Genomic DNA, 15001 nt, shown 5'->3' on the forward strand with positions numbered 1-15001 from the left:
CGCTTCTAATAGATCCCTGCTTGAAGCGAAAACAGGTATTGTTTCAGAGTGATGCATCTCAATCTCATCGACTACGGGATCATCGGTACGTATTTCGCGATCAGCCTTCTTGTAGGTTGGCTCGTCCGGCGGAAAGCGACCTCAGCAACCATATTTCTCCACGCATCACGATCTCTGCCCACGGCAGTGACAACGATTGCGTTTGTTGCAGCTAACTGCGGAGCACTCGAAATCGTGGGCATCGCGTCCGCCAGCGCAAAGTATGGCGCAAAGACACTCCATTTTTATTGGATCGGCGCTATACCAGCAATGCTTTTCCTCGCTTTGTTCATGATGCCGACCTACATAAGCAGTTCAGCCTTAACCGTGCCTGAATTTCTGAAACTCCGCTATAACGAAGCGACGCGACAACTTAGCGTTTTTTGCTCTGGAATCGTAATGATTCTAGTATCGGGAATCAGCTTATACGCCATGTCTGAAGTTTTGGGCTCATCCTTTGGATGGAGTTTTACCCAAACAGCTTTTCCAGTTGCTGCGGTGGTATTTCTCTACGTTATGATGGGCGGCCTTACAGCCACGATATACAACGAGTTGCTGCAGTTCTTGCTGATCCTGGTCGGCCTGTTGCCACTGACCTGTTTCATCCTCCGAGACTTTCAAGGTCTGTCCTCGTTGCTTGATCAGCTTAGTCCCACTATGCGGCACACTTGGACTGGAGTGCCATTGTTCTCTCCGGCATCACCATTAGATGTGATCGGTATCGTAATGGGATTAGGATTCGTCTTGAGCTTCGGGTATTGGTGTACCGACTTTCTTCTGATCCAGCGCGCTCTCGCCGCGCGCAGCGTATCCGGAGCTCGATCTACACCTCTATGGGCTTCTCTCGTCAAGATCTTCTTCCCTGCATTAGTGGTCTTGCCCGGATTGGCAGCCGCAGTCGTCTTTCGCGGTCAAAAGATGAATGGCTATGACCAGACATTGCCTCGAATGATGATGCATTACTATCAACATGGTCTTCTTGGACTAGGCTTCACCGCCATCTTGGCAAGCCTCATGTCAGGATTAGCTGGAAACATCAGCGCGGTAACGACGATATGGACTCACGATATTTACCGCGCCTCATTCGCGCCGAACAAAAACGACATGCACTACGTTTCCGTAGGACGGCTCTTTACATTGCTTGCGGTGCTATTGAGTATCGCAACGGCATATCTGGCGCTCACTTATGGGAACATCATGGATTATCTACAATTCCTCTTTTCTCTCTTCAACGCGCCTCTTCTCGCCACATTTCTCCTGGGCATGTTTACAACCTGGGTGACTCCGCAGGGAGGCTTCTGGGGCTTACTCATCGGCATCTTCTCTTCCATAGCGCACGGGGTTGGTGTACGCTTGCGGTGGATTGGCTATGGAAGTGACATGAGCGCAAACTTTTATGGCGCGATCATCGCGTTTGTCTGTTGCATGACCGTTACTTTGCTCGTTTCCTGCGTTACGCCAGTAAAGCCACCTGAACTATTAGCAAATCTAACAGCGGAGAATTTGACAGATCAGTCGATCCGAACGCCACGAATGATGATCGTACTGGCCATGTGCGCTGCCCTTATTTGTATCGCGATGAGTATCCTATTTCGATAATGGTGGAGACGAACCTTTAGTTGCTGAATTCGAACCTCCAATGTATACCTATACAACGACGTTGGTTATGATCCTGTTCCATTATGCTTTAGATTACCCGTGAGGCTATCTCTGTAAAAGCAACCCGACAGAACAAAAGGCAGAAGGAGGTACCTCCGAAGATGGATATGCGGGATATCGCCAAGCTCGCTGGAGTTTCCAGTGCGACGGTGTCGCGGGTCATCAATGGATCGAATCTGGTACGGCCAGAAACCGTAGAACGTGTCCGTAAGGTAATTGAGGAAGTAAAGTTTTTCCCGAATACCTCGGCGACGACACTGAAATATGGCCGTAGTGGCACCTACGGACTCATCATCCCTGACATTACCAATCCCTTCTTTCCGGAGTTTCTCAAATGTTTTGAGAGCATCGTTGTCGAAAACGACCATGAGATGCTTATGGCGACAACGGATCTTCATTCCGGCCACATGCAACAGACGATCCGTCGCATGCTCGTGCGTAGAGTAGACGGCGTCGCTCTCTTGGCCTCCGAGATCGAGACGGAACCCTTTGAAAGCCTCGTTCACAATCGGGTCCCTCTAGTGACAATGGACCGCGGTCACATTGCCAACGGCCTAAGCGATGTAGCCATTAACAACAAGAGCGGCATGGACCAGGCTATGCTTCATCTCAAGGAGTTGGGACATAAAAAGATCGGATATATCGGAGGGTCAGCCGGTCTGACTATCTCTGAACATCGGGTCGAAGCATTTGTTCGTGCCTTAAAACGCGTCGACCTGGTCCCACATCCTGAATTCATGAGACATGGAAACTATCGGGTCACCGGTGGAATGGCTGCGATGACTGAGCTGCTGTCACTGAAAGACCGCCCCACGGCTGTACTTACCGCAAACGATGTCACTGCCGTTGGAGCCATGCGGGTGATTCTTAAGATGGGATTAACCATCCCTCGCGACATCTCGATCATAGGTTTTGACGATATCGAATTGAGCGATATCGTTCACCCACCGCTCACGACGCTACGGCTAAATCGTTACGATTTGGCAAAGACCTTTTATGATGCCTTACAGCATTTCAAGGCTGACTCACGCACATATGGCAAACGACACGTAGTGAAGACAAATCTTGTCATTAGAGAATCAACTGGCCCGGCACGGAAGCGGACTGCTACGGGTTCCTCTGCGATCTAAAATCAGACCGTTAATCTTTCAAGATTGCTTGCCGAAGGATCTCTTGAGGAGACAGGATATCTTACCCTGTCTCCTCATAGAGGAATGCCCCCGCAAGCTATTAGAACAGCACCTTCACTGCAAGCTGGATGCTGCGATTATCCATCGACGTCGAGGTGATCTTGCCAACGGCCGATGGCGTTCCGAGCGCGCCTGACGGGTTGGAGAAGATGCCGTGGTTAATGATGTTGTAGGCCTCGGCTCGGAACTGCGTTGTGAAACGTTCGCGGATTTTAATGCTCTTGATCGCCGAAAGATCGAACGACGCGGTACCAGGACCACGGCCTACGTTACGCGTCACCCAACCCTGTAGGTTCGGTTGAGGACGAGCCGTCGAGGCATACGCCCCCTGCGCACCAGTAAAAGTTGCCACGGAGGGATCCTGCGAAAAGGCCGTGGGATCAAACCAATTGGAGATGGATCGATCGCTCCTGCTCTTGAAAGAGCTTGCCAATGTACGGCCGGGGGCTAAGAAGACGCGGCAGCCGTTGTAGGAAGCGAAGGTGCAGCCAGATCCCGAGATATTGAACGGATAGCCTGTACGCAACTGGACGGCCGGTTGGAAACTCCAACCACCTAGAATCGCTGTACTGACTGGACCTTGCAGAAACGCCTTACCCTTGCCGAATGGCAGCTCATATCCGCCTGAGATAACGGCGCGGTTACGAGTATCAAAGTTGGAGTAAGAACGATCGAACGCCATTGTGGTGGCGTAGGATGAGTCGTTGGCCGCTGCCTCACCGGAGAAGTTATCCAGGTTCTTCGACCACTGGTAGCTGGCCAGATAATAGAAGCCATTCTGGGCACGTTTCTCCAGCTTGACGGAGCCGCCGTTGAAGCTGGCCGATCCGAACGTGCTGCTCGTCAGCACACCGTTGCCAAACTGTGAATATGGGCGGACATATGTTGTTGGAATTTGGAATGGATACTGGATGAACATGTTCTGGTCATAGCGCTTCCAAGAGTGATGCGTATTGCTGCCCGTGTATGCGATTTCGAGAACAAGACCTTTACCAAGATCCTGCTGCAGACTCATATTCCATTCCTGAGTAATTGGGCGGCTGTTGTCCGGTCGAATCGAGAAGGGCGACGGAATCTGCGTATTGGTCGTTGGATCGGGGAAGAGCCCGTTAGTGAATACGTTGGTGAATGATTGTTGAAAGTATAGGGGGGCCGCATAACGCGTGAACTGCAACTCGTTAGTATTCAGGTTGTCGAGGTAGATGCCGTAGCCTGCTCGGATTACTGTGCCAGGATGCGCTTCGTACGCCAGTCCAATTCGCGGCATAAAGCCAAGCTTCTTTGGCTGCACAATACCGGGTTGGTAGGTACGACTGAAGTCGATGTACTTTCTGTACGCTGCTGGAATCACGCTTGGGATCTTGGTAAAGGTGATCAGTCCCGTGCCCGGGTCAAGCGTTCCTTCTAGTCCATTCTGTTCTATCCATGGAGAGTTGTACTCCCAACGCATGCCGGCATTGACGGTCAGGCCATGACCGACCTGCCAGATGTCGTTGATGAAGGCGCCATAGGTGTTGTCGCGATAATGGCCGAGCGAATTACCTGCGTTGCCGTTGCATGCGGAAGTGCACATGCCGCGGGCATAGTTCTGAAATTTATTGTAGAAGTAGTAGGTTCCATTGAGCTGGTAGCCCTTCTGGCCGATGGGGCAGTTGCCTACAGAGGTTACGTTGTTTGGATCATCCGGACTCGTCGGCTTGTAACCCGCAGCATAGGTCGCCGAAGTACAGTTGTCGAATGTAGCAGCCCCGCGAGCGTTGTTGTCAGCGATCTGCCACAGACGACGATTCTGGAATTGGAATCCACCTTTCAATGTGTGCTTGCTGAACACGTAGGAGACCGAGTCACCGACGCTGATGACGTTTTCATGGTCGCCCTGATCACCGGCGGAATTCCCGCCAAAGTCTGCCGCGCTGGTGAAGTTCTGGATCGTGAAAGCAGCGCGACCGTTCTGACTAGGACTTGTCACAGCGGAAATATTGTTCAGCCCTTCGGCCGACGCCCAGTTCTTCCCTGGAAAGGCCAGTTGACCAAGTCCGATGTTATAAAACTCGTTCCAGCCGATGCGCGCCTCATTCACAAGCCTCGAACTAAACAGGTAGGTATGACCGAGCACCGCGTTACGTCCCAGCAGAGGATTGTTTTGGACGGCGCCGCTGACCTGCGGGCTCGCCTGGAGAGAATCGAAGTTGATATAGCGACCGAAGAGCATGCTCTTTGGGCTCATTGTCCAGTCGCCACGGATGGTGTATTGATCGTAGTTGTCCTGGAATGGCTTGGTTAATATGTAATTGGACGTGCCCAACACAGTCGTTGCATCTGACGTGAGGACAGGATATGTGGGGTTCAGTGCCAGAGCGGCCTGACTGGTTACGGCGAATCCCGCGGGATTTGTTTTGCTATATCCAAATCCTCCAGGACCGCTAGGGCCAGGGAGAGCCTGGCTGCTGGTTGCATCCCAGATACCGTTCAACTCGTTTTGCGTCGGGAACAATGCCGTCAGAACCGTTCCTTTTGAGGAACGTTGCCCTTCATAGCCGCCGAACATAAACAGGCGGTCCTTGATGATAGGGAAGCCCAGCGTGCCGCCAAACTGATGACGGCGGAAGTCTGGCTTTGGATTGAAGACCTGCTGGCCGTTGATGATGCTGTAGGTTCGAGCAAAGTAGTTGCGCGCGTCGAAGATCGCATTACGCGCGAACTCGTAGCCCGTTCCATGAATCTGATTCGTGCCCGACTTGGTCACCATGGAGACAACAGCCTGGCCCTGACCGTACTCCGTCGAGTAAGTCGAACGCAGAAGATTGAACTCCTGCAAGGTGTCCGTGTTCGGCTGCAGCGACATGACATTGAAGCGCACCGAACGGACGTAGGTACCGTCGAGCACGTAGTTGGTTGAAGATCCACGTCCGCCATCGACTGTGATGTAGAGCGAGCGCGTACCGAACTGGCCGGGGGTACCCGTTTGACCACCCTGCGCTGGTGAAACGCCAGGAGCTAGTGTTGCAAGCTGAAGAACGTTGCGGCCATTCAATGGCAGATCAGTAATCTGCTTTTGGTCAATAACCTGGCCAACCGTCGCCTCGGTTGTCTGCAGTTGCGGAGGGAGCGTACTCACCTCAACCGTCTCGGTTCTCTCTCCAACGCTCAACGTAACGGAACCATTGGCAGTCTTTCCGATCTCCACGTTCAACGAGGGAATCGTGCTGGTCTTGAATCCTTCTTTCTCAATACGCAAACGGTAATTCGCCGGTGGAAGGTTTGGGATCGACCAGTCGCCGTTATCATTCGTAGTCGCTGTACGCTCGGCACCGGTCGCATTGTTGGTCAAGTGCACAATCGCTCTCGGCACAGTCGCTCCACTGGAATCTGTAACTCGACCTACCGCATCAGAGCTGGAGCTTGCCTGTCCGTACGCATGAGAGACCAACAAATTACCAGGAATGACAAAACATCCTGCCATCGCGAAGACAACAAATACGGGCCGCAGAATAGCAAACGCTGCACTGAGCGCCTCTTTTTTATTGGGAGTCAATCCCCTCTTCACTGTCAATAAATTACTTTGCACATCTCTGCTCCGAACGGTAGTGTCGAATCCCTTCATCTGGTAAAGCCTCCGAAGTTTCAGTCTCGAGGTGATCCTGGGTCCATAAAATTTGCTGATCAAATGCTTCGCAGTAAAAGTTTGAATGAGTGAATTTTGAGACGTCTCATTTCGAAACGGCATACTACTTATCGCGTTTTAGCACTGTCAAGGAAATTGTTTCACTCTTGAATATCGGCGATCGTGACCTCGCAGAGCTCGATGGCCAGCCTCTTGTCCTGCAACGCTTTAGTTAGGATTGGCCCACCTCCCGTGGAGGGTGTGACGAAAGAATCGGAGACGCCTTCCGGAACCTCAACCTCTTGAGGGGTCGACCGTTTATTGATCGCCAGCACCTCTCCTGTCTCTGCTCTTCTGGAATGCCTGAACGACCAGATCGCGATTTTTTTGTGTCGTCTCAACAAGACGACCTCTGCAATAGCTGCAATAAAACGATCAAGAAACGGCAACTGACTCTTCAGAATTTTTAGGTTCGCTTCTTCCAGAGAAAACCATCCCCCTCGATCCGCTTCCGCAATCTCCATCATCCGTTTCGATCGCGGGGGCCATTCGATCATGCATGTATTACTGTGCAGATCATCAGGATTGCAATCTCCTTCAAAGGCCCATGCTGAAACATTTTTCCCACCAGTCTGTTTCAACGTGCCCAGTTCCAGCAACGCTTTCCCCACAGAAAATCCAGTTTCCTCTTGAAATTCACGACGAGCAGCTTCCTGAGGATCTTCTCCATCTTCATACTCTCCTTTCGGAATGGACCATGCTCCCAGATCTTTCTTTGCCCAAAAAGGCCCTCCTGGGTGCACAAGAAAAACCTCAAGAGAAGGCTTCTGGCGATACATCAAAATACCCGCACTTCTTTTAGCCATTGCGTCACCCCTCCGATTGACAGCAACAGCCTAGTGGCTTTCCACCTCACGAACAACCCTGACAGGACCAAAGACCCCAGACGGGACAGGCTGCAAATTATCCATGTCCTGCATTTGAAAGCGATCGCCGTACTTCGCCTTCAAAGCCGTGTAATCGCGGGGAGTCTGTCCGGCCAGTTCATTAATCGCCGTGTTGTAGACATAAATCTCTATGCGATTCTCACCTGCTATAACAAATTGCGTAACGTCTAGTTCATAAGGCGGGTGCCACAGAGATCCGACACGCTCTCCGTTGATAAACACTATCGCCGCCTCACGAATCGGAGCGTCATACCAGGCCCGCATCCCGTTCTTTCCTCGTGTCTGCGTATTCGGCAGCGCTTGTCCATCTGCAAATCGTAGAACAATATGTTCCCCTGCTTTTGAGGAAATAAGACGAAAGCTCGTCTCATATCGAACCTCACCTGAGTAAAACTTCGTAGACGAATTCTCTGTCCATATTGTGCTGGCATTCTTTTGCGAAGGTAGAGGCGGAGAACCGGCACTCCCAGGAAATTCTTCCACCCACTGGCTTAATACAATCGGCGCGCCATCCTCTTTCAGAGAAACTGCCCTTGAAATAACGGGAGCAGCTTCTTTATGGAGAACCAATACTCTCGACCCATACGGTTCTAATGCAACTGGCTCATCCCTCGCCGCCAATGTGACTGAGCCGCTTTCCGGATTCCACCATTCTGCGGTGGAATATCCGCTGCTGGAACGTAGCGGGAATGTCTTCGTCTCTGCGGAGGTATTTGCGATGAAGTAAATCTCTGCACCTGGTAAGTGACGGCGAATAAAGCCTACGGCACCATTCGCCGAGCGAACATCCAAGTCCGGACGTATCAGACGTTCAATCGCTGCTGATAATTCTTCTTCACCTTCCACATGAACAGTGCCTGCTTGAAGCTCCGTCATCAATGCATGGATCTTTGGCGTATCGTTTGCATCTGTCAGCCCAGGAGCCATCGAAGGCACTGCTCCAATAAAAATTACCTTTCCTCCACCCCGAACGTACGCATGAATCTGCTGCAAATCCTGCAAACGAATGCGGCGTGCTGGAGGGACGATAAGAAGTGAATGGCCCGCAAGGCCTTTCAACGCTGGACCATCAACATAATCCAAATTATGCCCTGAACTGAGAATCGCATGCATCAGCGTCGGCGTGATCTTCACTTTCATCTCGTCAGTGACGGAAACATGACCAGGCCTAAAATCTGCCTGTGCATCATCCTCAGGCAACAGAACCGCTACATCATTTGCAGGTTGCCCTTGGCGCAATATCCAACTCACACGTTGAAGATAGCGTGTTACATCAGGCATCACAGGCCACCAGGGATTGTGTGCATTAAATACTGCTGCCGCATACAACGAGTATCCTGGCTCCGTCGCATAAGGAGGAGAATACGGCCACCCATGCCCGATGATCTGATTCACACCTTCCAGAAACATCCGGTCGGCTTCTGCCTTCATGTCCAGAGGCGTGGCGCGGAAGACAGGAGAATGCAGCCAAGTCCATGTCTCTGCCGATGTAACGTTATTCCCAAACAGGTGATTCGCCGAAGATGCCCATCGCGTAAACGAGAAGCTGTCCCACTGTGGGCCTTCGCCTTCTGGCAGCTGTGGAATGCGTTCATCACTGAGCGTGACTGCAGGGGTTCCATAAGTTTGCGATCGAAAACGCGTGCCATGGGCAGCAGCAAAATCCGCCATAGGCTTTAGATAATTTTCTCGAACTAAATCAGAGAGAGTTACAGCCCAATCATGACGCACAGCCTCAGCCTGTTCGGTTCCCCCTTCTGCGAGCTCGGGAAGATGCGGAATCAGATCGTACCCACGCCGCTTCTTGAACTCTTCAGGAAGATCTCGCGTCCAATCGCTGCCATAGACCTCAAGGGAATCCGAAAAGATCGCATACGGAGGCGCATCCGAGAATCCTCGAAGCAACGATTCTCCAACTGTAAGCAGATGCGTATCGATCGCCGCGCGTGACATGTGGTCCAGCACAAAGCCCTCGCCGCCCACCGCAGCGCGCTTCACCATCTGACGCGTATGACTGCTGATAAAAAATAGGGCAACTTGAGGCTCGGTCGACTTCTTTTGAGAAAGGAGCCTTCCATCCTTCGGGAAAGGAATCTGTCTCGCAGTCGCAGCATCGTAGTGCTCACGTGTGCCGTTAGCAACAAACGCAGCCACCGGGACATCCCCTTCCTGCAACTCCGGTAGTTTGTTAATCGGCAGTTCTGCGACAACAATCTTCAACTTTCCCGCAGCCTGATCAATCGAGATGTGTGGGCCGCCGAAAGGCCACCCGCTGCCTAGCGTCAAATCCGCTCGCATTCCCAGCGCCCGGCCTTGCTGCTGGGCATATTGCAGCATCTCCACCATCTCCGGTGATCCATACGGAAGATTCCGAACCCCTTTTTGCGGGTCATCTAGTGCCAACGGATACACTGACGCGAGCTCAAAACCGCCAAACCCTCCCTCATGCATCTGCTGAATCTCGCGGGCAATCTCTTCTTTCGTAACTGCAGGACCAAACCACCACCATCGAACCATCGGCTTAGCATCATTCGGAGGAGCTACAAATTCATGTCGCACTTGGTCAATCGACTGGGCACACAGAGAGCTCGCTCCCAAGGTTCCCAACGCGACAGCAAATACCATTCTTGAAAGATAGCTTCGTTGCGCAGCGCGCTTCATCGAGAACTCCCAGTTACGAATTACGAGGAAAGCCTGTTCACCCAGTCATAGATCTCTGCGGCAAAATCCTTTGACTCCGGAGAACAAGTCGTTTCGAGTGCCGCAATCTGTATTGCAAAGTTGCCCAGCGTCGAACTTTCCATCGAGCCACAACAGACCTCGAGCCCCGTAGCTTCTGCTGTCAGTCGATTCAACAGGGTATTCTGTGAACCACCACCTACGATGAACAAGCGACGCAGGTTTTTTCCTGTATGTTTCCTTACGCGTGAGAGAACCTCTGCATATCGTGCAGCCAGGCTATGCAAGATCAGTGAAACCATCTCCGGAGCCCCCGCGGGCGATTCGTCCAGTGGCTTCGCATCCTTCGCTAACAACTGGCGATTGATACGCTGCGGCATCTCTCCGAACAAAAGAAGGTCAGGATCATCCACATCCAGAAGTGTCGCAGGAGCAGCTATACCTTCACACGCACGAAGCAATTCAGCAATCCCTGGTTCAAACCCTTGTGCAGCCCAAGAGCTCTCGCATTGTTTCAGGAGCCACATGCCATTCACATTTTTATGAAAGCAGTTCGCACTACCTGCGGCTCCCAGGTTAGTAAAGTTGTCCGCCCGAACCTCAGAACTATTAATAGGCCGTGATGTAAGCGCGCCAACTAATGACCATGTGCCTGAGCTGATATAGGCCCAATCATCCCCCAGAGCAGGAATTCCAGCAATTGCCGAAGCCGTGTCATGGCACGCCGGTGCAATTAATTCCGTGTTCTGAAAGGCGGCAAGCTGCTGCAAAGGCCCACATAGCTTCCCTAACTTTGTCCCGGGAGGAACAATCCGCGAAGCCATCTTGATATTCAACCCTGCTTCGCGGAAGATCTCCTCGCTCCATTTGCGGGTCCGAAGATCAATCAGCTGCGTATGAGTGGCATTCGTAAATTCGGCGACGAGTTCAGCTCCCCATCGAGCAAGCATGTACTCCGGAAGATTGACCCAGCGCGCAGGAACATATCCGGCCTCCCGGTCTGCATAAAGCTGATAGAGCGTGTTGATAGTGAGCTGCTGAATTCCTGTGATCTCGCGCATCCGGTCCGGAGAAATCTTCTTGTGCAATTCCTCCGCAGCACGAACATTCCGTTCATCCCGATAACAAAAGGGTTCGGCAATTGGAGTGCCGTCTTCATTCAGGCGAACGTAGTCCACCGCCCAACCATCAACAGCAATCGATCGAACGCCTTCTGGGGCAAGCTCTGCGCACCGCCGCAGTCCTTCTTCAACACCTTCAACAATCTGATCCAGAGGCCAATGTAACCCATCCTCGCGGCGTACTGGGCCATTGCTGCAACGATGAACCAGTTGAACTTTCGGCCCTTCGTCCGTCCAACGCAACAGACTTACGCGGCAACTCTCCGCGCCCAGATCGACCGCAATTGAGGCTCGTCTATCTTTCGGAAAACGCAGCCCCACCGCTCTGCTCATCGCAGATAGGCCTCCACCAAGCCGCCGTCAACTGGAATGATGTGTCCCGTCGTGCAGCGGGTAAGCGGTCCAGCCAGGAACATAATGGCTTCGGCACAATCCTTTGGATCAATCGGCGTATGTGTCAGCGTACGCTCTGCATAGAACTGCGCCAGTGCATTGCGCAGTTCATCATCGCCACTCGAATCGTTAAACGGAATCTTGTACTTCGTCAGCGAAGCCTTCACACGATCGCGCGGAAACATCGTCGATCCCTTCACCACCGTAGCTGGGCTGATACCATTCACCCGCACCTTCGGAGCAAGGCTGACCGCAAGCTCCCTGACAAGATGGCTCAACGCTGCTTTGCTTACGTCGTAAGCCTCACTTCCTCGCTTTGCAACCACCGCATTGGCCGAACTCGTTAGAACGACGCTCCCATCCAGTCCCTGCGACTTCAGCACCTTCTGTGCCTCATCCGCCAGCAGATAGTTCGCCGTGACATTGACCTCGAGAGTAAGCGCCCATTGAGCATCGCTGATGATGCCATCTGGAGACGAAGGAAACATTGCAGCTGTATTGATCAGAATATCGAGGCCACCAAACTGCTGAATGGTCGCTTCAAGTGCGGCTTGAATAGCTTTGCGGTCGCGGATATCGATCGCAGTAAAACCAACTGCTTCTTTTCCGGCAATTGCTTTGCATTCCACCGCAACCTTCTCCGCTGCTGCGGCATCACGGTCGGCGACTACAACGTGTGCTCCCCGTTCAGCAGCAATCAAAGCAACCTGGTGTCCAATGCCGCTTCCTCCACCCACGATCAGCGCCACCTGACGGCTCAGCTGTTTCTCCGGCGGCTGACGGCGAATCTTTGCCTCTTCCAGAGCCCAGTATTCAATACGGAAGGCTTCACTCGGTGGCAGAGCAACATAGTTGTCATAGACCGTAAACTGATCGGCTGAGGCTGCGGGACCAGCCTGAGGAATGTCCTTGCACTCTACACCTCCACCAAGTGCCCCGGCTCCCTGCATCACGCCAATCGCGTTGATGTAGAACTCGCCTGTCAACCGAGCCTCTGTCTTGCTCTTGCCAAATGTAAACATCCCTACACCAGGCAATAGAACGACGGTCGGGCTCGCATCCCGTTGCTTTGGCGAATCAGGCAACGCATGCTTTGTGTAGTACTCCGAATATTCCGCGCGATACGTCTCAAGCGCCTTCTCAATGATCGCGGGAATCTCCTTCGGATCACCCGCTGGATCCCACTTCAAAAACATCGGGCGAATCTTGGTACGGATAAAGTGGTCCGGGCAACTCGTCCCCAGATGCGCTAGTTTCTCCGCATTCTCCGAGTTCACGAAGCCAAGCACTTGATCGGCATCCGTAAAGCTGCCAATCCAACGCTGCTTACGCGAAACCGCGCCACGAAGATAGGGCATGATCTCAGTGGCAATCTTCTTGCGATCAGAATGCGACTGCACCCTGCTGCCGCCAAAGCTCTTATATCCAGGTTTCGATGCATGACGCTCGATAAATTGGCCCAATTGATCGATGATCGTAATCGTATTTAGATATGCTTCGCGTTGAGTATCTCCCCACGTGAACAACCCATGTCCACCCAGCACCACTCCATCGCATCCCGGAGTCTCCTGAACAATCCGGCGCAACATCATGCCAAGCTCAAATCCTGGACGCTGCCAAGGAAGCCACGCCAGCCTATGCCCGAACTCCTTATTGAACTCCTCCATCTTCTGCTTACCATTGGCAGAGGCCGCCAGCGCAATTCCCCAATCGGGATGAAGGTGATCAACATGAGCAAACGGAAGGAATCCATGCAGAGGCGTATCGATCGAAGCCGCCGTCGGATTGTTATTAAAGGTAACCAGAGGATAGAGCGCCACCATCGCATCCTCTTCGGCCACGCCTTTGTATTGTTTCTCCAGCGCTAGTAGACGGTCCAGATACAACGTGGCAAACCCCGAACGCTTGATGCTACCCAGGTCCCCACCCGAACCCTTCACCCACAGTACCTGAACCTTCTCACTGGTTACAGGATCGATCTCCTCCAACTTGGAGCTGGTGTTTCCTCCACCAAAGTTCGTAATGCGAAGGTCCGATCCCAGTAGATTGCTGCGATAACGCAACAGTTCAGGCCCGTCCAGCTTCGCTGCCACCGCATCATCCCACTTGTCTTCCAGAAACTTCAACCTTCCAGCCATTCCGCTCTCCCCTTCGAAATTCCGTCACCATCATTCCATATCGATGGTCAATACAGCAAATGTTTCTCATACGGAATCAACGGATCAAACCTCTCCCCGGGAAGAAATCCCACGATTCGCTACGACAGGGATTCGCGCGTCACCAGCTTGTGCGAGACGTAGTTGTAGGGCGGCACAATCTGGCCCTTCAACAGCGCTAGTCCCAGCTGCATCAGGTTTGGCCCATAGGTGCTCGTCTCATGCGAGATCGATGCAACCAGCGGCGAAGCCGGAGACTTCATCTCCTCCAGCGCCTCCGCGATACAGTCCTGGCCCACGACGGCAATGTGCTTCTGCCGTTTCAGCCGCCGCGCCGCATCCACCGCTCCTAGCGCGCTGGTATCGGTCGCAGCCGCAATCAGAATATGGCGGTCCTTGGGATGCTTCTCCAGAAAATTCGTGACCAGCTTTGCGCTGACGTCCCGCATCCCTCGCCCATCCAGCCGCACAAAGGTCTCCGGCGACAGGTCCGGAAAGACCGACCGCACGGCCTCAAAAGCTCCCGAGATGCGTCCCTGGACCAGCAGTCCTGCCTCAGGCAGATCGAGACCGACCACCCAATCGACCTTCCCGTTCCACTCCGACTGTGCATGGCGCGCCAGAATCTCACCGGCATCCACACCCACGCGATAGTTATCCACTCCAAAATAAGTGGCATTCGGATGTGGGATATCAATCGCAATCAAGGGGATACTCGCTGACGCCACCTTATCCCCAATAATCGCTGCGACCGACTGTTCCACGTTAAACTCAATCATCAAGTCCACCCGGCTGCGGATAAACTCCTCCGCGTTCTGCACGGCTGTCGCCGCGTCGTAGCGATTATCCAGCTCAACCAGGTCGACTCCGGAAGCCGCCGCCGCCTCGCGCAAACTTCGCGTCACCTCTTCCGAGAACGGCATGTCGGCACTCTGGCCACCGAACCCAAACCGCAGCTTCTTTGGACGCATCACGTGCCGATACATGCCGTCAGGCGATTGCGCCAGATAACCCCGATGGACCAGCGTCTTCAATACGCGATAAACCGTTGTCTTCGAGATGCGCGTACGCCGATGGATCGCCTCCAGCGACATCGGCTTATTTTCCGCTTGCAACAGTTCCAGAATGTCCAGCGACTTCGAGAGAACAGGGATCAGGTAAAGACGCTTCGATGTCTTGGCCAACGCGTGCCGCTCCTTTTTGGGCTCGGATT

General features: G+C 52.9%; 8 protein-coding genes. 2 read left to right on the top strand and 6 right to left on the bottom strand.

Going from position 1 to position 15001, the window contains the following annotated elements:
- The first annotated feature begins 51 nt into the window (after positions 1–51).
- A complete protein-coding gene (locus H7846_RS13720) occupies positions 52–1638 on the top strand; it encodes a sodium:solute symporter family transporter (protein ID WP_186692804.1) in 1587 nt (528 codons plus the stop codon).
- Positions 1639–1799: 161 nt separating this feature from the next.
- Positions 1800–2828, top strand: a complete 1029-nt coding sequence (locus H7846_RS13725) for a LacI family DNA-binding transcriptional regulator (RefSeq protein ID WP_186692806.1) — start codon at positions 1800–1802, stop codon at positions 2826–2828.
- 100 nt (positions 2829–2928) lie between these two features.
- Here the strand turns inward: H7846_RS13725 and H7846_RS13730 are convergent, their stop codons facing one another.
- The 6 genes from H7846_RS13730 to H7846_RS13755 form a co-directional block, all read right to left on the bottom strand.
- Complete coding sequence (locus tag H7846_RS13730; RefSeq protein ID WP_255460647.1) at positions 2929–6423, bottom strand: TonB-dependent receptor; 3495 nt, start codon at positions 6421–6423, stop codon at positions 2929–2931.
- Between the two features lie 230 nt (positions 6424–6653).
- Positions 6654–7358: an NUDIX domain-containing protein gene (locus tag H7846_RS13735; protein ID WP_186692809.1), complete on the bottom strand. Its 705-nt coding sequence runs from the start codon at positions 7356–7358 to the stop codon at positions 6654–6656.
- 30 nt (positions 7359–7388) lie between these two features.
- Positions 7389–10100, bottom strand: a complete 2712-nt coding sequence (locus H7846_RS13740; protein ID WP_255460648.1) for a glycosyl hydrolase — start codon at positions 10098–10100, stop codon at positions 7389–7391.
- Positions 10101–10120: 20 nt separating this feature from the next.
- A complete protein-coding gene (locus H7846_RS13745) occupies positions 10121–11572 on the bottom strand; it encodes a rhamnulokinase (RefSeq protein ID WP_186692811.1) in 1452 nt (483 codons plus the stop codon).
- Positions 11569–13770: a bifunctional rhamnulose-1-phosphate aldolase/short-chain dehydrogenase gene (locus H7846_RS13750; RefSeq protein WP_186692813.1), complete on the bottom strand. Its 2202-nt coding sequence runs from the start codon at positions 13768–13770 to the stop codon at positions 11569–11571. The genes H7846_RS13745 and H7846_RS13750 overlap by 4 nt, the downstream gene beginning before the upstream one ends.
- A 119-nt stretch (positions 13771–13889) precedes the next feature.
- Positions 13890–14972, bottom strand: coding sequence for a substrate-binding domain-containing protein (locus H7846_RS13755; protein WP_186692814.1), 1083 nt, complete (start codon positions 14970–14972; stop codon positions 13890–13892).
- Positions 14973–15001: the final 29 nt, after the last annotated feature.

Origin of the sequence: Edaphobacter sp. 4G125, from assembly GCF_014274685.1 — a bacterium.
Taxonomy (GTDB): Bacteria; Acidobacteriota; Terriglobia; order Terriglobales; family Acidobacteriaceae; genus Edaphobacter.